Source organism: Pseudorhizobium halotolerans, assembly GCF_902153235.2.
Taxonomy (GTDB): domain Bacteria; phylum Pseudomonadota; class Alphaproteobacteria; order Rhizobiales; family Rhizobiaceae; genus Neorhizobium; species Neorhizobium flavum.
Genome location: NZ_CABFWE030000001.1, coordinates 233527 through 253716, shown reverse-complemented (window position 1 = coordinate 253716; position 20190 = coordinate 233527). Strand labels below are relative to the sequence as shown.

The 20190-nt window shown below is 61.7% G+C and carries 8 protein-coding genes; 6 read left to right on the top strand and 2 right to left on the bottom strand.

Annotated features, from left to right (window positions below; translation table 11 throughout):
- Window positions 1-18 precede the first annotated feature (18 nt).
- Entirely contained in the window at window positions 19-1452 is a 1434-nt protein-coding gene (locus FN060_RS01225) for an aldehyde dehydrogenase family protein (RefSeq protein ID WP_142586521.1), read from the top strand.
- A 39-nt stretch (window positions 1453-1491) separates the two neighbouring features.
- Entirely contained in the window at window positions 1492-2463 is a 972-nt protein-coding gene (locus FN060_RS01220) for a threonine ammonia-lyase (RefSeq protein WP_142586520.1), read from the top strand.
- Between the two features lie 20 nt (window positions 2464-2483).
- Here the strand turns inward: FN060_RS01220 and FN060_RS01215 are convergent, their stop codons facing one another.
- Complete coding sequence (locus FN060_RS01215; protein ID WP_244665647.1) at window positions 2484-3650, bottom strand: M20 aminoacylase family protein; 1167 nt, start codon at window positions 3648-3650, stop codon at window positions 2484-2486.
- A gap of 317 nt (window positions 3651-3967) precedes the next feature.
- Between FN060_RS01215 and FN060_RS01210 the strand changes: the two genes are divergently transcribed.
- Window positions 3968-12475, top strand: coding sequence for a glycoside hydrolase family 94 protein (locus tag FN060_RS01210; RefSeq protein WP_142586519.1), 8508 nt, complete (start codon window positions 3968-3970; stop codon window positions 12473-12475).
- 40 nt (window positions 12476-12515) lie between these two features.
- Here FN060_RS01210 and FN060_RS01205 read toward each other — a convergent pair whose 3' ends face one another.
- Complete coding sequence (locus FN060_RS01205; RefSeq protein ID WP_142586518.1) at window positions 12516-14279, bottom strand: glucan ABC transporter ATP-binding protein/ permease; 1764 nt, start codon at window positions 14277-14279, stop codon at window positions 12516-12518.
- Window positions 14280-14569: 290 nt separating this feature from the next.
- Here FN060_RS01205 and FN060_RS01200 point away from each other — a divergent pair, with 290 nt between their 5' ends.
- The 3 genes from FN060_RS01200 to FN060_RS01190 all read left to right on the top strand — a co-directional run bounded on the left by FN060_RS01200 (window position 14570) and on the right by FN060_RS01190 (window position 20172).
- Window positions 14570-15310 carry a helix-turn-helix transcriptional regulator gene (locus FN060_RS01200; RefSeq protein WP_142586517.1) on the top strand — a complete coding sequence of 247 codons (741 nt, stop codon included), beginning with the start codon at window positions 14570-14572 and terminating at the stop codon, window positions 15308-15310.
- Window positions 15311-15409: 99 nt separating this feature from the next.
- Window positions 15410-18871 (top strand): pyruvate carboxylase, encoded by a 3462-nt coding sequence (pyc, locus tag FN060_RS01195; protein WP_142586516.1) that lies wholly within the window; start codon window positions 15410-15412, stop codon window positions 18869-18871.
- Between the two features lie 119 nt (window positions 18872-18990).
- Window positions 18991-20172, top strand: coding sequence for an MFS transporter (locus FN060_RS01190; protein ID WP_142586515.1), 1182 nt, complete (start codon window positions 18991-18993; stop codon window positions 20170-20172).
- Window positions 20173-20190 lie beyond the last annotated feature (18 nt).

Below are 20190 nucleotides of genomic sequence, written 5' to 3'. Positions count from 1 at the left end.
ACACAAGGAGCGTGCATCATGACCATCTACCAGAACCTCATTGCCGGCGAATGGGTGGGCAGCGACGCCTCCAGAAACATCAGCCCCTCCGACACCAACGACGTCGTCGGTTCCTATGCACAGGGCTCCGCCGATGATGCCAAGCAGGCGATTGCCGCTGCCAAGGCGGCCTTCCCGAAGTGGTCGCAGTCCGGGATCCTCGAGCGCCACGCGATCCTGAAGAAGACCGCGGACGAAATCCTGGCGCGCAAGGAGGAGCTTGGCAAGCTCCTGGCGCGCGAAGAAGGCAAGACGTTGCCGGAGGCAATCGGCGAAACCATCCGCGCGGCCCAAATCTTTGATTTCTTCGCTGGCGAAGCGCTGCGGCTGACGGGCGAGGTTGTGCCATCCGCACGTCCTGGCATCGGCGTGGAAATTACCCGCGAGCCGCTCGGCGTGATCGGCATCATTACCCCGTGGAACTTCCCGATCGCCATTCCTGCGTGGAAGATCGCGCCGGCGCTTTGCTACGGCAATACTGTCGTGTTCAAACCTGCCGACCTAGTTCCGGGCTGCGCCTGGGCGATCGTCGATATTCTGCATCGCGCCGGCCTGCCGAAGGGTGTGCTGAACCTGGTCATGGGCCGCGGCTCCGTCGTCGGTCAGGCAATGCTGGACAGCCCGGATCTTGCCGGCATCACATTTACCGGCTCCACCGGGACGGGCAAGCGCGTGGCGCTCGCTTCCATCGAGCATAACCGCAAGTTCCAGTTGGAAATGGGCGGCAAGAACCCGATGGTGGTTCTGGACGATGCCGATCTCAATGTCGCCGTGGAAGCGGCAGCCAATTCCGGCTTCTTCTCTACCGGTCAGCGCTGCACCGCTTCGTCGCGCATCATCGTGACCGAAGGCATCCATGACAGGTTCGTGGCGGCGCTGACGGATAAGCTGAAGGCGCTCAACGTCGACAATGCTCTCAAGCAGGGAACGCATATCGGCCCGGTCGTGGACGAGAAGCAACTCCAGCAGGACATGGACTATATCGAGATCGGCAAGAAGGAAGGCGCCAAGCTAGAGTTCGGCGGCGAGCGCATCGAACGCGAAACCCCTGGCTTCTACCTGCAGCCGACGCTCTTTACCGAAGCAACGAACCAGATGCGCATTTCCCGCGAGGAGATCTTCGGGCCGGTGGCGAGCGTCATCCGGGTGAAGGATTACGAGGAAGCTCTCGCTGTTGCCAACGATACGCCCTTCGGCCTGTCGGCGGGCATCGCCACCACCAGCCTCAAGTATGCGACGCATTTCAAGCGCAACTCCGAGGCCGGCATGGTCATGGTCAATCTTCCGACAGCAGGCGTGGATTTCCATGTGCCGTTCGGCGGTCGCAAGGCGTCTTCCTTCGGTCCGCGCGAGCAGGGGAAATACGCAGCCGAGTTCTTCACTGTGGTGAAAACTGCCTATACGTTGCCCTGATCAAGGGCGCCGGCTCTCGGCGCCTCAACAGGGTCCAACATGACAAGTATACAGATGATCGAGGCCGCACGCGACCGTCTTGCCGGTCGGGTGCGGCGCACGCCGCTCCTTACCTCGCCCTTCCTCGATGAGATTGCCGGGCGACGGATCTTCGTGAAGCCCGAATGCCTGCAGCACACCGGATCCTTCAAGTTCCGGGGCGCATGGTCCGCCATCTCGGCCTTGTCGCCCGAGGTTCGAGAAAAGGGTGTGATCGCATTCTCGTCCGGCAATCACGCGCAGGGCGTGGCTCTTGCGGCGAAACTTCACAATATCCCGAGCGTCATCGTCATGCCGTCGGACGCCCCGCGCATCAAGATCGCCAATACCAAGGCCTTCGGTGCCGAGGTCGTGCTCTATGATCGGGCAACGGAGGATCGGGATGCCATCGGCGCCAGGCTTTCCAGTGAACGCAACCTGACGCTGATCCGCCCCTTTGACGAGCCGCTGGTCATCGCGGGACAGGGAACAACTGGCCTGGAGATCGCGGAGCAGGCACGGGAAGAGGGCATCGATACGGCAGATGTGCTCGTTCCAACCGGCGGCGGTGGCTTGGCCTCTGGGGTCGCGCTTGCGCTTGAAGCGAAGGCGCCCGCACTTCGGGTCCGGACGTGTGAGCCCACCGGCTTCGACGATTTCGCGCGCTCGCTGGACGCGGGGACCATCCAGCGGAATGCCAGCCAGACCGGCTCCATCTGCGACGCGATCGTCACCCCCCAGCCGGGCAACCTCACGTTTCCGATCCTGTCGCGGCTTGCCAGACCAGGCATCGCCGTCAGCGATGACGAGGCGCTTCAGGCGGTCGTGCTAGCGTTCAGCCGTTTAAAGATTGCAGTCGAGCCCGGCGGCGCCGTGGCGCTGGCCGCCGCTCTGTTTCATGGCGAGACGCTTAGCGATACGGTCATCGTCATCGCCTCAGGAGGCAACATCGACAACGATGTCTTCGACGCTGCCCTCAAGCGGTTCGGTTGAACGCTCCTCTCTGCTTAGGCTCAGTTGGTCGCGGGCAGCCAACTCTCCGCGAGCTCGACCCACAGGGCCGCGCCAATCGGCAGGACGTCGTCATTGAAATCGTACCGCGGATGATGAAGCGGCGGGTCCTTCTCCGTCCGCCTCGTGCCCAGGAAGAAGTAGCTGCCGGGCCTTTCGGCTAGCATGTAGGCAAAATCCTCGCTTCCCATCGTCGGGCGCGGGACATCGTGCACCTTCGCCGGTCCGACCACGCGCCTGGCCACCTGCCGGGCGAACTCCGTCTCCGCAGCGTGGTTGACGGTCGGCTCGTAGCCGCGCTCGTATTCGATGCTGACCGACATGCCGTAGCTTGCCGCCTGTCCCTCCGCCACCGCACGAATGCGCGCCTCGAGCAGGTCACGAACCTTGGGATCGAAGGACCGGATGGTCAGCAGCATTTCGGCCCGTTCCGGAATGACATTGCTCGCCTGTCCGCCATGAAAGGCACCGACCGTGACGACGGCGGGATCGAGTGGATGCAGGTTGCGTGATACGACGGTCTGCAGCGCCATGATGATGCTTGCACCGGCAATGATCGGGTCCGCCGTTTCCTGGGGCTCGGCGCCGTGGCCACCCCGGCCGTTGACGACGATGCGGCACTCGTCGACCGCCGCCATAATCGGTCCTTCCCGCAGATGGACTTCTCCGAATGGAAGGCCCGGATCGTTGTGAAGCGCAAAGACGGCATCGCATGGAAAGCGCTCGAACAGCCCGTCCTCGATCATCAGCCGGGCGCCGCCAAAATTCTCTTCTGCCGGCTGGAAGATCAGGTGGATCGTTCCATCGAAATTGCGTCTTTCGGCGAGAAGCCGGGCAGCGCCCAGCAGCATGGTCATATGGCCGTCATGTCCGCAAGCGTGCATCAGGCCATCGGTCTTGCTGGCATGTGCTGTCCCCGTCTCCTCCAGGATTGGCAGCGCATCGATATCGGCGCGAATGCCGAGCGACCGGTTGCTCGTGCCGTTCCGGAGCGTTGCCACCAGTCCCGTCTTCGCGAGCCCCCGCGCCACCTCATATCCGAGGGTGGACAACATGCCGGCAAGGTATTCTGACGTTCCGTATTCCGATAGGCCGAGTTCCGGATGCTGGTGGAGATGATGCCGGATTGCCACCAACTCCGGCATGTCGTTCGGGATGTGGATCGTCATGTTTCTATTTGCCTTCGTGGTAAAGTTGAGAGCCTGTCGGAGCCGCGGGGACACCCATAGCATGGCGCTCAGCCAAGGTAAGCCCCGACACGCGCGGTGGCCGCCATTCAGCTTGCGTTCAGCCTGCGCGGGTTAAGCGCGAACTGCACGATTCCCTCCTCAGGCAGACGCTGTTTGCAAAATCCAGAGTCCCCTCTATTTTCCCCGATCTCGGAGACTTTCTGGTCACCAGGGTGCCTTGATCGGCACGACGATGAACGGCTTGTCCTGCAGGCATGTGCCCCACGGCTCCAGATCGAAGCGTAGACAGAAGAACCATGTCTTTTCACAGCACTCCGTCAGCCTCCCCCCGCGATACCGACGTCAAGCATGTCGATCATAACGACACGATCCGTGCGGCGTACATGAAGAACGAGGAATTGCGGGATCTGGGGCAGGTATTCGGCCGTGACGGGCTGCAGCGCCTTCCGGAGTTCGCGCCCTTCGAATTCTACGGCCGCCACCGCTCCAATGAGAAGGACATTCTTCGCATCTACCGGACGATCGCAGCCGACGTCGATGCGGGAGCGGCCATCACGCCGGCGGCCGAGTGGCTGATCGACAATCACTATATCGTCGAAGAGGCGATCCAGGAGGTTCGTCGTGACTTCCCACGGAGGTTCTATCGCCAGCTTCCCCGAGTAACCATCGGCGGTCACAGCATGCCGCGGGTCATGGCGCTCGCCTGGCTCTATGTGGCACATACCCACAGCACGGTCTCGAAGGAGTCGCTGGCTTCGCTCGTCGAAGGCTTCCAGGAAACGGAGCCGCTCGAAATCGGTGAACTCTGGGCGCTGCCTTCCATTCTTCGCTTCGTACTGATTGAAAACCTCCGGCGGATCGCGGTGCGTGTGGACAAGTCCCGGCGCATGCGGATCAGGGCGAACGAGCTGGCGGACCGCATCGTCCGGCTGAACGATGAGGGTGCCAGCGCCGGTGTCCTGAAGGACATGGAGCCTTTCGCTGCCGACCATACCTTCGCGACGCAGTTCTTTTACCGGCTTCGCAACGCCTCCCAGACATCCAGCTTTGCGGTGTCGTGGCTCGACGAGCGGCTCCAGCAGGCCGGCACGGATGCCGAAGAGGTCATGATGGCGGAGCACAACCGCCTTGCCTCCGGCAACGTCACGATGGGCAATATCATCAAGAGCCTGCGCGAGATCGACGACACCGAGTGGAGCGTCTGGTTCGAGGATGTCTCGCATGTGGATCGGATCTTCCGCGAGAGGTCCGATTATGAAGCTCTCGATTTCGGCTCGCGCAACAGTTACCGCAACCGGGTGGAGCAGTTGGCGCGTCGCTCCCCCAAGACCGAGATCGAGGTGGCACGGGCTGCCATCGAGCTCGCAGCCGAGGCCGAGCGCAGCGGTGCAGATGCAGGTGAGCGCAATATCGGCGCCTTCCTCGTCGGACGCCGCCGCAAGCGGCTAGAGGCGGAAGTGGGTTACAGTCCTCCGCTCCTGCAGCGCACCATCCGACAGGTTCGGCGGCTACATTGGCTGGCTGTTGCCATTCCCGTTGTTGCGCTGACGCTTCTGGCGATGGTGGTCGTCGGCTGGTTCCTCGCCGAAGCCGGTATGCCCGGGCCGCTGCTTGCGCTCTTCCTCGTGATGTTTGCGCTGCCGGCATCGGAAGGAGCGACGGGCCTGTTTAACACGCTGGTCACCTATTTCGTGAAACCCGCACGTCTCGTCGGCTACGAATTCAAGGACGGTATTCCCGAGGACGCCCGCACACTGCTTGCCGTGCCATGCATGCTCACGAACCGGGATACGGTGGATGAACTGGTCCGGAACCTTGAGGTCCATTATCTCGCGAACCCGCGCGGCGAAATCTATTTCGCGTTGGTGAGCGACTGGAAGGACGGCCAGGTCGAGGAATCTCCGGAAGATATCGAAATTCTCGAATACGCAAAGCGGGAAGTCGCCAACCTCGCGCGCAAATACGCCTTCGACGGCCGGACGCGCTTCTACCTTCTCCACCGGCGCCGGCTGTTCAACCCCAGCGAAGGTGTATGGATGGGTTGGGAGCGGAAGCGCGGCAAGCTTCATGAACTCAACCTGCTCCTGCGAGGAGACAAGGACACGAGCTTCCTGCCGGGCGCAAATGTGATTCCGGATGGCGTCCAATACGTGATGACGCTGGATTCCGACACCCGGCTCATGCGTGATGCGGTGACCAAGCTGGCAGGCAAGCTCCACCATCCGATCAACCAGCCGGTTCACGATCCGGATTCTGGTCGGGTAATCGAAGGCTATGGAATCCTTCAGCCGCGGGTTACGCCGTCGCTGACGACGGGCAAGGACGCATCCGTCTTCCAGAGGGTGTTCTCCGTTGGCCGCGGCCTGGACCCTTACGTCTTCACCGTTTCGGATGTCTACCAGGACCTCACCGGAGAGGGTACTTTCACAGGCAAGGGCCTCTATCATATTGATGCGTTCGAGCAGGCGATCAAAGGTCGGATCGACGAGAACTCCGTTCTCAGTCACGATCTTCTCGAAGGATCGTTCGCCCGCTGCGCACTCGTCACCGATGTGGAACTGGTCGAGGATTTCCCGACACGTTATGAGGTCGAGGTATCCCGCCAGCATCGCTGGGCGCGGGGCGACTGGCAGTTGTTGCCCTATATCCTCGATCCCGGCCGCGGGATCACGGCGCTCGGCCGGTGGAAGATGGTCGACAACCTGCGCCGGTCGCTGACCCCGATCGCCTGGTTCTTCGCCTCCGTCCTTGGCTGGTACTTCTTCGAACCGCTTGGCGCACTTGTCTGGCAGATATTCCTGATTTTCCTGCTCTTCGTGGCGCCCACCCTGTCGCTCGTCACCGGGCTCCTGCCCGGAAGCCGGGACATCGTGCCGCGTGCCCACTTCTACTCCGTCTGGTCGGAGATCCGCTCTGCCAACGCACAGGTGGCGCTCCGCGTCGTGTTCATCGCCGACATGGCCTGCCTGATGACCGACGCGATCGGCCGGTCGCTCTATCGCCTGTTCGTCAGCCGCAAGCTCATGCTGGAATGGAAGACTGCCGCAAGCATCCAGTCCAGTGCCCAGGGCAGCCCCTTGGACTACTACAAGCAGATGTGGCATGCGCCGACGATTGCTGTCTTCAGCATCATCTTCGCAGCGATCCCGGGCGACAACGCGTTTCTCGTCGGCCTGCCCTTCGCGATGCTGTGGATACTGTCTCCGCTGGTGGCCTGGTATGTTAGCCAGTCCGCCGAGACGGAAGATCGGCTGTTCGTTCCCGATGAGGCCGCCACCGAGCTTCGGCAGATTTCACGTCGGACCTGGCGTTACTTCGACACCTTCGTGACGGCAGAAGAGAACCACCTGCCGCCGGACAACTTCCAGGAGCGGCCGGAGCCGGTCGTTGCGCGTCGGACCTCACCCACCAATATCGGCGTCTATCTTCTTTCCGTCGTGTCCGCACGCCAGTTCGGCTGGATCAGCTTTGCGGAGACCATCGAGCGGCTTGAGCGAACGATTGAGACCGTCGGGAAGATGGAGAAATACCGCGGTCACCTGGTGAACTGGTATCATACGGACAGCCTTGCGCCACTCGGACCGAGGTACATTTCCTCGGTGGACAGCGGCAATCTTGCCGGCCATCTGATCGCGATTTCCTCGGCCTGCAAGGCATGGGGGGAAGCACCCTCTGCGCACCTGCAGTCAAGCCTCGACGGCGTCGGCGATGTTGCAGGAATCCTGTCGCTGGCGCTGAAGGCGCTGCCCGATGACAGAAAGACCGTCCGGCCGTTGCGGCGCCGGATCGAGGAGCGGGTGAACGGCTTCGGCAATGCCCTGGCAGCCGTGAAGCGCGAGCACGAATTTGCATCGATCCGGATCATCAATCTCGCCGTGCTGGCGCGCGACATCCAGAAGCTTGCGGCAAACCTTCACCACGAGACGCAGTCCTCCCTGAGCGAGGAACTGCTCTATTGGTCGAACGAACTGGTTGAGGTCTGCGAGGCGCATATTTCCGACAGCGTCTTTGACCACGCCAATATCGAGCCTCTGCGCAGGCGGCTCGTCGCCCTCGCTGACAGGGCGCGAGACATCGCCTTCAGCATGGATTTCACCTTCCTGTTCCGGAAGGACCGCCGACTGCTCTCCATCGGTTACCGGCTCGACGGCAACGAGCTGGATGAGGCCTGCTACGACCTGCTTGCATCCGAATGCCGTCTTACAAGTCTCTTCGCGATTGCCAAGGGTGACCTGCCCAATGAGCATTGGTATCGGCTTGGGCGTCAGGTGGTGCCGATCGGTGCCCAGGGCGCGCTCGTTTCATGGTCCGGGTCCATGTTCGAATACCTCATGCCGCCTCTCGTCATGCAGGAACGGCAAGGAGGTATCCTCAACCAGACCAACAACCTCGTCGTGCGGGAGCAGATTGCTCACGGCCGGCGGCTGGGAACGCCGTGGGGCATATCGGAAGCAGCTTTCAACGCCCGCGACCACCTGCTGAACTATCAGTACACGAACTTCGGGGTTCCGACGCTCGGCCTCAAGCGCGGGCTTGGGCAGAACGCGGTCATCGCTCCCTATGCCTCGATCTTGGCCAGCCAGTACGATCCCCTGGCCGCCATCGACAACCTCCAGAGTCTCCAGAAGCTCGGAGCGCTCGGGCGCTACGGTTTCCACGATGCCGTCGACTTCACGCCTACTCGCGTTCCTGCCGGTTCCCGCTGTGCTGTCGTCTACAACTACTATGCACACCACCATGGTATGTCGATCGCTGCGGTCGCGAACGTCGTCTTCAACGGCTATCTCCGCGAGCTCTTCCATGCCGATCCCGTCATAGAGGCTGCGGAGCTCCTGCTGCAGGAAAAGGCCCCGCGCGACGTTCCGGTGATGAGCGCGAAGTACGAGGAGACGCCCGGCAGAGGTCGGTCAGAACTGCTACGGCCGGAGATCCGTACGATCGAGAACCCTGCGTTCCGGGATCGCGAGATCGCTCTCCTCTCCAACGGCCACTACTCGGTAATGCTGACAGCGACCGGTTCCGGCGCTTCCCGTTGGAACGGACAGGTTGTCTCGCGATGGAAGCCGGATCCTACCGAGGACCGCTGGGGCCAGTTCATCTTCCTCCGCGATACGGCGACAGGCGAATGGTGGTCCACGACCGCCGAGCCCCGGCGCGCTGAAGGCGAAACTGCGCGGACCATGTTCGGCGACGACAAGGTGGAGTTCCACAAGACCGTCGGCGACCTGACAAGCGTGGTGGAGTGCATTGTTGCCAGCGAACACGACGCCGAAGGGCGCCGGGTGACATTGCTGAACATGGGCGATGACGATCGTTTTATCGAGATCACATCCTATCTCGAACCGGTTCTGGCGATGGAACAGGACGACAACGCCCATCCCGTGTTCTCGCGAATGTTCGTACGCACCGAGATCGGCAAGCGCGGCGATGTTATCCGTGCCTGGCGAAACAAGCGGACCCCGAACGATCCGGACATGATGGTTGCCCATCTGGCGGCCGACAACGCCGGCTCGGCCCGGCCGACCGAATTCGAGACGGACCGACGCAAGTTCCTCGGGCGTGGCCGCAGCCTGGCAGAGGCCGCAGCCTTTGACAGGGATGCCGCCCTCTCGGGTACCGACGGCTTCACTCTCGACCCGATCATGTCCCTTCGGCGTGTCGTCCGGGTGCCGGCCGGCAAGAAGATCACGATGATCTTCTGGACGATTGCCGCACCGAAGCGCGACGAGCTTGATCAGGCGATCGAGCGTTATCGCCATCCGGATGCCTTCGCTCACGAACTTGTTCAGGCGTGGACGAGAACCCAGGTCCAGATGCGCCATCTGGGCGTAACCTCCCAGCAGGCCGCCAGCTTCCAGCACCTTGCACGCTACCTGATCTACCCCGACATGCATCTCCGTTCGGACCAGGAGACATTGCTCTCTGGCCTGCAACCGCAATCGGCTCTTTGGCCCATGGCCATATCCGGCGATCATCCGATCTTGGTCCTGCGCATCAATGATGACATGGACGTGGGAGTGGCGAAGGAGGCGCTGAGCGCCCAGGAATACCTTCGCTCACGCGGGGTCATCGCCGACCTCGTCATCATCAACGAACAGGCGTCCTCCTACGCACAGGAAATGCAGCATGCGCTCGAGAGCATGAGCGAGGGTCTGCGCCGAGCGAGCCAAGCAGAATCGGGGCGTGACCATGTCTTCGTGCTGCGCCGGGATCTCATGGACGACGGGACTTTCGACGCAATCATATCTGCGGCGCGCATTGTTCTTCATGCCCGTAACGGCAAGCTCATCGACCAGATCAACCGTGCAGTCTCGCTATTCTCGACACCTGCCGATGCGGCGACCTACCAGCGGCCGCTGGTCTCCGCTCACGATCCGGTGGCCGCATCCGGGTCGGCGCTTAGTGAAGGTCTGGACTTCTGGAATGGCTTCGGCGGGTTCGACAAGGACGGAAGCGAGTACGTGGTTCGCCTCCGCGGCGGCCAGAACACCCCGCAGCCCTGGATCAATGTCGTCGCCAACGAGCGGTTCGGCTTCCATGTCGCAGCTGAGGGCGGTGGCTACACTTGGTCACAGAACTCGCGAGACTACCAGCTTACCGCTTGGACGAACGATCCTGTAGTCAACCGGCCGAGCGAGGCATTCTACGTCCTTGACCGCGACAGCCGGACCGTAATCAGCCCTTTCGCGGCCCTTGCGAGACGGTCCGACACTGTCTTCGAGGCGCGTCACGGGCTCGGCTATTCCAGCTTCTCAACCCACCAAGAAGGATTGAAGGTTACGTTGACGCAGACGGTTGACCAGCGGCGTCCGGTCAAAATCTCGTCGCTCAGCGTCCGGAACGAGGGTTCGGCCCCACGGGAGCTGCGGGTGTTTGCGTATGCCGAATGGCTGCTTGGCAACAACTCGGCCAGGACGATGCCTTATATCGTTACGAGCAATGACCCGGAGACCGGCGCTTTGCTGGCGACGAACCGGTTCAACACCGCCTATCGCCGTCACGCATTCCTAACCGCGAATGCAAAGCTTTCCAGCTTCACAACCAGCCGTCGCGATTTCATCGGTCGCTTTGGATCGATCGCCTATCCGGCCGCGCTGGCATCCCTGGAGGATCTGAACGGCTCGGTTGGGATTGACGGTGATCCATGCGCGGCGATCGCCTGCGACGTCACGCTCGCGCCCGGCGAGGAGAAGGAAATAGTCTTCTACCTAGGGGACGCCGAGACAGCGGAGGAAGCGATCGCGTTGCTGCGCCAGGTTCGAGCCGAAGATGCCAGCCAGATCTTGGATGCGACCAGGCGTCATTGGCGGGATCTTACCGGCAGATTGTCGGTCGCCACACCCGACAAGGCCTTCGATGCCCTCGTGAACTACTGGCTTCCTTACCAGGCGCTCGCCTGCCGCATCGCGGCGCGCAGCGCCTTCTATCAGGCCAGTGGAGCATATGGCTTCCGCGACCAGTTGCAGGACACGCTGGCTTTCCTCGCCCAGCATCCGTCGCTCGCGCGGGAGCAGATCCTCGCGGCCGGATCGCGGCAGTTCCCGGAAGGAGACGTGCAGCACTGGTGGCTACCGCAGGGAGGAGCCGGCGTGCGCACCCGGATCGCCGACGATGTGGTCTGGCTCGCTTACGCCGCAAACGAATATATGCGGGTAACGGGGGACGACACCATCCTCGATGAGGAGCTTCCCTTCATCGAGGGTCCGATCCTCGACGAGAGACAGCACGACTCCTTCTTCGAGCCTGGCGCCAGCTCGCAAACGGCCACCCTCTATGAACACGCGGCCCGCGCTCTCGATCTGGCTGTCAGCCGGACCGGAGAACATGGATTGCCGCTGATCCTCGGGGGTGACTGGAACGACGGAATGAACCGCGTTGGCATTGGCGGGAAGGGCTCGAGCGTCTGGCTTGGGTGGTTCCTTCTCGGCACGCTTACCGAGTTTGGCGTCCATGCCGCAAAACGTGGAGACCTGTCTCGTGAAGGGCTCTGGAAGGAGCATGCCGCGCGGCTGAAAGAAGCGTTGGAGACTGCGGGCTGGGATGGGGCCTACTATCGGCGCGGCTATTTCGATGATGGTTCCCCGCTCGGCTCGGCGCAAAACACAGAGTGCCGGATCGATTCCCTTTCTCAGTCATGGAGTGTTCTCTCCGGGGCAGCCGATCCCGAACGCTCTGCTCAGGCGATGGATGCTGTCCTTTCGGAACTCGTCGATGACAATACGGGGATCATCCGGCTCTTCACGCCTCCGTTCGCAGAAGCGGCCCTAGACCCCGGCTATATCAAGGCATATCCGCCCGGCGTGCGCGAAAACGGAGGGCAATACACCCATGCGGCTGCATGGGTGGTGCTTGCGCTGATCCGGCTCGGGCGAACAGATGATGCCTGGCGATGCTTCAACCTCCTTAACCCGATCAATCATGCACGGGATGCGGAAGCTGCGGAGCAATATCGGGTGGAACCGTATGTGGTTGCAGCCGATGTCTATGGTGCCGGGGATCTTGCCGGGCGCGGTGGTTGGACCTGGTATACGGGTTCGGCCGGATGGCTGTACCGAGTCGCAGTCGAGGGTTTTCTCGGCATCCGCCGGGAGGCGGAGCGTCTTGTTGTCCGACCGACGATACCAGCCGACTGGCCGGGTTACTCAGCCGAGATCATGGTCGATGGGGTCCGCTACAATGTCGTCGTCGAGAGACGCGAGGAGGGGCTCTCTGTTTCGGTCAATGGCATCCAAGTAGACAGCGACCAAGGCATCCTGCTGTCGGAGGTTTCCAGCAGAAGGATGCGGGAACAGGTTATCGCCTAAAGAGACGGGGAAGACATCGGAACGAGATCTTCCCTGTTGTTCAGGCCTGCGCCACGGGCATGCTGCTTGCGTGCTCTTCGTCAGTCAGGATGCCGCTGGTACGAAGCAGGGAGGTAAAGCGGCCGCCGCTACGGCTCAGTTCATCGAACGTGCCCATCTCGACGATGCGACCATTGTCGAGGAAGATCACCTTGTCGGCATCCCTGACGGTCGAAAGGCGATGGGCAATGATGAAGGTGGTACGGTTCTCCCGCAGGCGGTCGATTGCCGCCTTGACCCTGGCCTCCGTTTCGACATCGAGGGCACTGGTCGCCTCGTCCAGCACCAGGATTGGTGCATTCTTGAGGATGGCGCGTGCGATCGCGATTCGCTGGCGTTCGCCGCCAGAGAGGCGATTGCCGCGTTCTCCGACGGACGTGTCGTAGCCGGTGAGACGGCTCTCGATGAAGTCCGTCGCCGCGGCAGCCTCTGCGGCCCTGGTGATTTCCTCCTCGGTAGCGCCTTCACGGCCAAGCCGGATGTTTTCGGTGATCGAGCGGTTGAGAAGGCCAGCGTCCTGGAAGACGGTAGCGATGGAATGGCGCAGCGAGCGTCGGGTAACGGTCGAAATGTCGATCCCGTCAATGAGGATCTGTCCCTGCCTTGGATCATAGACCCGCTGCAGCAGGTTGACGAGGGTCGTCTTCCCCGCGCCGGTTGGACCGACGATCGCGACCGTTTCACCTGCCTTGGCAAGGAAAGAGATGTCCCGGATTCCCTGCGCGGTGCTCGCAAAGTCGAAGCACACGTTCCTGAACTCGACCGTGCCGCGTACATCCGTCAGTTCGGCCATGCCGGCCGGCTCTTCGCGCTCCTGGACCGAGTCTTCGAGAATGAAGAACTCTTCGAGCTTCGCTCGTGCCTCAAAGATCTGGGTTGCGAACTGCCGCATCTGATCGAGACGGCCGATCAGAAGGTTCGCAAAGCCTATGAAGGCGATGACGTCGCCGACCCGCAACTCTCCCTGCTGGACGAGAATGGTGCCGATGATCAGGATCACCATCATCGAGACGGTCGACGCCGTCCGGTTGAGGGCGCTGGCCAAGGCCCACCAGTCGAGGACGGGATATTGGGCGGCGAGAAGGTTCTTCGTGTAATCCTGTAGCGCCCGCGTTTCTGCCTCTATGCGGTTGTAACTGTGTAGCACCGAGACATTGCTGATCGAATCGCTCACATGCGAAAACACGTTGTGGTAATGCCCTTCTACGGAAGCCTGACCTTCCTTGGTGCGGTTCATCACCATCTTGCCGATCATCCAGTAGGTGATGCTGAGAAGCACCAGCACGATGCTCATGCGCACATCCATGGAGAAGGCCGTGGGGATGAGAAGCAGCAGAGCCACCGCCGTCGCAAGATGGGTTCGCATGAACTCCAGCCAGAGGCCGAAGAGTGTCTCGCTTGCCCTCAGCAGCGTGTGTAGCGCATTGGAGGTACCCCGCTGATGATGCCATGCGAGTGGCATCGAGATGATGCGCCCGAAGGCCTCGGTGAGAAGCGAGGCACGGCGCCCGTGAGCCAGCCGATCGGCTTCCCGGGCCACGAGAACATAAGCCACCGTGTTGAAGACGCCGAAGCCCGCCCAGAGCATGAGGATGGCGGTTACCTCTCCGCCCGAAGAGATCGCGTCAATGATGCGACCGAAGAGCACCGGCTCGGCGATCGTGATCACCGCCAGCACGATGTTGGCAAGAACGACCACGGCGACTCGGAGCCGGTTATCGGCCAGGTACTTCAGTGCTCTCGTATAAACTTGGAACAGCGTCACCTGCCGCTACCCTTTCCTGATATGTCGTCTGCGGCTCAAAAGTCCGGTTTGGCCAGAGCCTCTAGCTGCCTCAGCATGAAGGCCCGCTGAACAATGGATAGCAAGTCGAAAAGTTCTGCACTGGCTGGTGGGGAACCTAGGGCGGCTCATCCGGTTCTGTCAGTATTACGTTGCGAGACGCTAAATCTAGCGCTTCAAATTCAACCGTTGGTAACCATGGCTGCTGGATTATCAACACTTGCGGGAGATTCGCCGTCTAGGCAGGCAATCGCATTGAGCTGGGGGCAGCTTTGAGTGTTCATCTAATTGTGCAACTTCTCGTTCTTGCAGGCGAAGCGAAGACTGCAGGAGAATTGATCGGCCAGCTCGAGGCCCTTCTGGGCCCTTACCGGTTCGACTTCTACGAGCTGTCACTTCGTGCCAAGCCGGAAAACGGTGAAGCGGAGCATGTTCTCGCTGCGCGGATGCCGGAGAACTGGCGGCAGGTCTATGTCGCGAAGCGCTATGGTTTGGTCGATCCCGTCGCACGCATGCTGCTCGTCGCCCAGCGCCCCTTTCGGATGCGGGATGCCGCCTCTCTGATGCGTAATGATCCGCGGCGGGCCCGCCTGCAGCGCTTGACGCAGGATGCGATGCGGCACGGCATCCTCGACGGCTATGTTTTCCCTATCCATGGGCGGAACGGCCTGATGGGCCACATGTCGATCACTGGCCGACCAGTCGACCTTTCACCGGTGGAGATCAGCCTCTTCGATACGGCAGCAAAGCGTATCATGTGGCGGTACCTTGAGCTGCAGGGGGCGGCCTCGGAGCATGAGAAGCATGAACCGGACAGTGTTCCACTCACCCGTCGCGAACTGGAAGTCATCTCCCATCTCACTCAGGGGTTGACGTCACCGGAGATTGCCCGAACGCTGCAGATATCGAGCCACACCGTCGACTGGTACATCAATGGCCTGCAGGACAAGATGAAGGCCAAGAACCGTCAGCATGTGGTTGCGCTCGCGCTGCGCAAGGGCATCGTGATCTGACTCGGCTATTCTGAAAACGAGTAAATTGAACTTCTCCGCTTAAGCGGCTATTGCTCTTCGCAGTGCAGCAACGGCCGCGGTTGATGGAGGAGATCTACCTTGCCCATATCGAAAATACTTGTCGCCAATCGTTCCGAGATCGCTATTCGGGTGTTTCGCGCCGCCAACGAGCTCGGCATAAGGACGGTTGCGATATGGGCCGAGGAAGACAAGCTGTCGCTCCACCGGTTCAAGGCGGACGAAAGCTATCAGGTGGGCCGCGGTCCGCATCTGGAGCGGGATCTCGGGCCGATCGAGAGCTATCTCTCCATCCCGGAGATCATCAGGGTTGCGAAGCTCTCGGGCGCAGATGCCATCCATCCCGGCTATGGGCTGCTATCGGAAAGCCCGGAGTTCGTCGACGCGTGCAACGAGGCCGGTATCATCTTCATCGGTCCGACCGCCGATACCATGCGCAAGCTCGGCAACAAGGTCGCCGCACGCAATCTTGCAGTATCGGTCGGCGTGCCGGTCGTGCCGGCCACGGAACCCCTGCCGGATGACATGGCTGAAGTCGCGAGGATGGCGGCCGCGGTCGGATACCCGGTGATGCTGAAGGCGTCCTGGGGCGGCGGCGGCCGTGGCATGCGCGTCATTCGATCGGAAGCTGACCTTGCCAAGGAAGTGACGGAAGCGAAGCGTGAGGCAAAGGCGGCCTTCGGCAAGGACGAAGTCTATCTCGAGAAGCTCGTCGAGCGGGCCCGTCACGTGGAAAGCCAGATCCTTGGCGACACTCGCGGCAATGTCGTCCATCTCTTCGAGCGAGACTGCTCCATTCAGCGCCGCAATCAGAAGGTTGTCGAGCGCGCTCCGGCCCCCTATCTCAGCGAAGCGCAGCGTCAGGAACTGGCCGAGTACTCCCTGAAGATCGCAAGGGCCACGAGTTATATCGGTGCCGGCACCGTCGAATATCTGATGGATGCCGACACCGGCAGGTTCTACTTCATCGAAGTTAACCCGCGTATTCAGGTCGAGCATACGGTGACCGAGGTCGTCACCGGCATCGACATCGTGAAGGCGCAGATCCACATCCTCGAAGGCGCGGCGATCGGCACAGCCGAGTCCGGTGTGCCGCGGCAGGAAGATATCCGCCTCAACGGCCACGCGCTGCAGTGCCGGATCACCACCGAGGATCCGGAACAGAACTTTATTCCCGACTATGGGCGCATCACCGCCTACCGTTCGGCCGCCGGTTTCGGGATCCGCCTCGATGGCGGCACCGCCTATTCAGGTGCGATCATCACCCGCTATTACGATCCGCTACTGGTGAAGGTCACGGCATCCGGCAGCACGCCGCAGGAAGCGATCAGCCGTATGGACCGGGCCCTGCGGGAATTCCGCATCCGCGGAGTCGCCACCAACCTCACCTTCCTCGAGGCGATCATCGGCCACCCGAGCTTCCGGGACAACTCCTACACGACGAAGTTCATCGACACGACGCCGGAGCTCTTTGCGCAGGTGAAGAGGCAGGACCGGGCCACGAAGTTGCTTACCTATCTTGCCGATGTCAGCGTCAACGGGCATCCGGAAGTGAAGGGGAGGCCCCTGCCGTCGCCGCAGGCTGCGAAGCCGGTTGTTCCCTATATCAACGGTCCGGTGCCGGATGGCACGAAGCAGATGCTCGACCGGCTTGGACCAAAGGGGTTCTCCGCGTGGATCCGCAGCGAAAACCGCGTTCTGATGACCGATACCACGATGCGGGACGGGCACCAGTCGCTGCTTGCAACACGCATGCGCACTCACGATATCGCCCGGATCGCGGAAGTCTATGCCCGAGCCCTACCGAACCTGTTCTCCTTGGAATGCTGGGGCGGCGCCACCTTCGACGTTTCCATGCGCTTCCTGACGGAGGATCCATGGGAACGGCTCGCACTGGTTCGCGAGGGAGCCCCCAACCTTCTCCTGCAGATGCTCCTGCGCGGCGCCAATGGCGTTGGCTACAAGAACTATCCCGACAATGTCGTGAAGTACTTTGTCCGGCAGGCCGCCCGCGGCGGCATCGACGTCTTCCGCGTCTTCGACTGCCTCAATTGGGTCGAGAACATGCGCGTCTCGATGGATGCGGTTCAGGAGGAGAACCGGATCTGCGAGGCCGCCATCTGCTATACGGGTGACCTGCTCAATGCCGCACGTCCGAAGTACGACCTCAAGTACTACACATCCCTGGCGGAGGAGCTTGAGAAGGCCGGAGCCCATATCATCGCGGTCAAGGACATGGCGGGCCTCCTGAAGCCGGCGGCCGCACGCGTCCTCTTCAAGGCGCTGCGGGAGGCGACGGATCTGCCGATCCATTTCCACACGCACGACACTTCGGGCATCGCGGCAGCGACGGTGCTCGCGGCCGTCGAGGCAGGTGTCGACATCGTCGATGCGGCCATGGATGCATTCTCCGGCACCACTTCACAGCCCTGCCTCGGATCGATTGTGGAGGCTCTGTCGGGCACGGAACGAGATCCGGACCTTGATCCGGAGTGGATACGCCGGATCTCCTTCTACTGGGAAGCAGTCCGCAACCAGTACGCAGCGTTCGAGAGCGACCTCAAGGGACCGGCTTCGGAAGTCTATCTGCACGAAATGCCGGGCGGGCAGTTCACCAATCTGAAGGAGCAGGCGCGCTCGCTTGGCCTCGATGCTCGCTGGCACCGGGTCGCCCAGACCTATGCAGACGCCAACCGGATGTTCGGTGATATCGTCAAGGTCACGCCCTCCTCCAAGGTGGTGGGCGACATGGCGCTGATGATGGTCAGCCAGGACCTGACGGTGGCGGATGTTGAGAACCCGGACAAGGACATCGCTTTCCCGGACTCGGTTGTGTCGATGCTGAAGGGCGATCTCGGTCAGCCTCCCGGGGGTTGGCCGGAGAAGCTGCAGAAGAAGGCGCTCAAGGGTGACAAGCCTTATACGGAGCGGCCGGGTTCGCTGCTTGCCGATGCCGATCTTGATGCCGAACGGACGGCGATCGAGACGAAGCTTGAACGCTCCGTCACGGATTTCGAGTTCGCTTCCTACCTCATGTACCCCAAGGTCTTCACTGACTTCGCGCAGGCGATCGAGACCTATGGCCCGGTCTCCGTCCTGCCGACCCATGCCTATTTCTACGGACTCGAGGACGGTGAGGAACTGTTTGCAGAGATCGAGCGCGGCAAGACGCTGGTGATCGTCAATCAGGCCATGAGCGGTACCGACGACAAGGGCCTGGTGACCGTCTTCTTCGAACTGAATGGCCAGCCGCGCCGCATCAAGGTGCCGGACCGGATGCATGGTGCCTCGGGATCCGCCGTCCGGCGGAAAGCGGATGCTGCGGAACCGAACCACCTGGGCGCGCCGATGCCGGGCGTGATTTCCACTGTCGCTGTCTCCGCCGGCCAGACGGTCAAGGCCGGCGATGTGCTGCTGTCGATCGAGGCGATGAAGATGGAAACGGCACTGCATGCCGAGCGGGACGGCGTCGTGGCCGAACTGCTGGTAAAGGCCGGCGACCAAATCGATGCGAAAGATCTTCTCCTCGTGTACGGAACATAGACCTGTCACAGGACTGGCACATCTAACATAAAATGTGAGGCCGCAGGAGAACTTGCGGCTTGCTATCCTAATCGATTGAAATAGATCTCGCCTCACAACGGGATCTGGATCGAATAGACATGCCCCAAAGCAGGACGGCTGGTGTGCGGCAGGCATACGTTACGCGGGAGCGGGCAGGCGTCGCGCTGCTGTTCCTGATGAACGGCTTTTTCGTGGGTGCCTGGGCGCCGAAGATCCCGGAATTTGCGAGCCGGCTGGGCCTGACGGAGAGCGCGCTGGGTGTCATGATCCTCGTCTTCGGACTTGGCTCGCTGGTAATGATGCCGATAGCCGGCGCCCAGATTGCTCGCTTTGGTTCCAGCACCGTATCCCGGGTCACCGCACTGCTTGCCGTGCCGACGCTTCTGTTCCTGACCTGGGTCGGTAGCATCTGGTCGGGAGCGGTCGCCATCTTTCTCTTTGGCGGCCTGATTGGTGCGATGGATGTGGCGATGAACGCCAATGCCGTTGCGGTCGAGAAGCACATGCGCCGGGCCATCATGTCGTCCTGCCATGCATTCTGGAGCCTGGGGGGCCTTCTCGGGGCCGCCACAGGTGGCTTCCTGATCGAACGGATGGGGGTTTCCGGCCATGTGGTCCTCGTCACGATTGCTGCTGCGCTGATGCTGGCCTTTGCCTGGCCCATGGTCTTGCGGGACGCTCCACATCCGGAAGAGGTGCATGAGCGGTTGCGGTTGCCGAGAACGGCGCTGCCCTGGTTGCTCGGCCTGATGGCCCTCTTCTGCATGATCCCGGAAGGAGCCGTAATCGACTGGAGTGCGCTCTACCTTCGCCAGGAACTGGGCTCCTCCGTCACCGCCTCCGGATTCGCGTTTGCGGCCTTCTCGCTGACCATGGCGATTATGCGGTTCGCGGGAGATCTCGTCCGGGACAGGTTCGGAGCCGTGCGGACGCTGCGAGTCTGTGCCGTGATTTCCGTCACAGGCCTGCTGCTTGCCGGACTGGCTCCGAGCGCCGATACCGCCATCCTCGGATTTGCGCTCGCGGGCATCGGGATTTCCAACCTCGTGCCGATCGTCTTCTCGGCGGCCGGAAACCTTCCCGGATTGCGGCCGGGCGTCGGCCTTTCCGTCGTCACCACCATGGGGTATTCGGGCATCCTTCTTGCGCCGTCGGCCATCGGGTTCATCGCCGAGTACAGCGGGCTTGCCATGATATTCGCCGCGCTCTCTGTGCTGCACCTGGTCGTATTGATGTTGTCGCCGCTGGCGCGCCATGCAGACGGCGTGCGTCACGACTGAAATCGCAAGAGCCGCATC

What these genes read in the sequence shown, in the direction of transcription:
- FN060_RS01215 (WP_244665647.1), bottom strand. Translation starts at nt 3,650, where the DNA reads ATGACGATCCACATCCCGAACGACATGCCGGAGTTGGTGGCAATCCGG.
- FN060_RS01210 (WP_142586519.1), top strand. Translation starts at nt 3,968, where the DNA reads ATGTCTTTTCACAGCACTCCGTCAGCCTCCCCCCGCGATACCGACGTC.
- FN060_RS01220 (WP_142586520.1), top strand. Translation starts at nt 1,492, where the DNA reads ATGACAAGTATACAGATGATCGAGGCCGCACGCGACCGTCTTGCCGGT.
- FN060_RS01190 (WP_142586515.1), top strand. Translation starts at nt 18,991, where the DNA reads ATGCCCCAAAGCAGGACGGCTGGTGTGCGGCAGGCATACGTTACGCGG.
- FN060_RS01225 (WP_142586521.1), top strand. Translation starts at nt 19, where the DNA reads ATGACCATCTACCAGAACCTCATTGCCGGCGAATGGGTGGGCAGCGAC.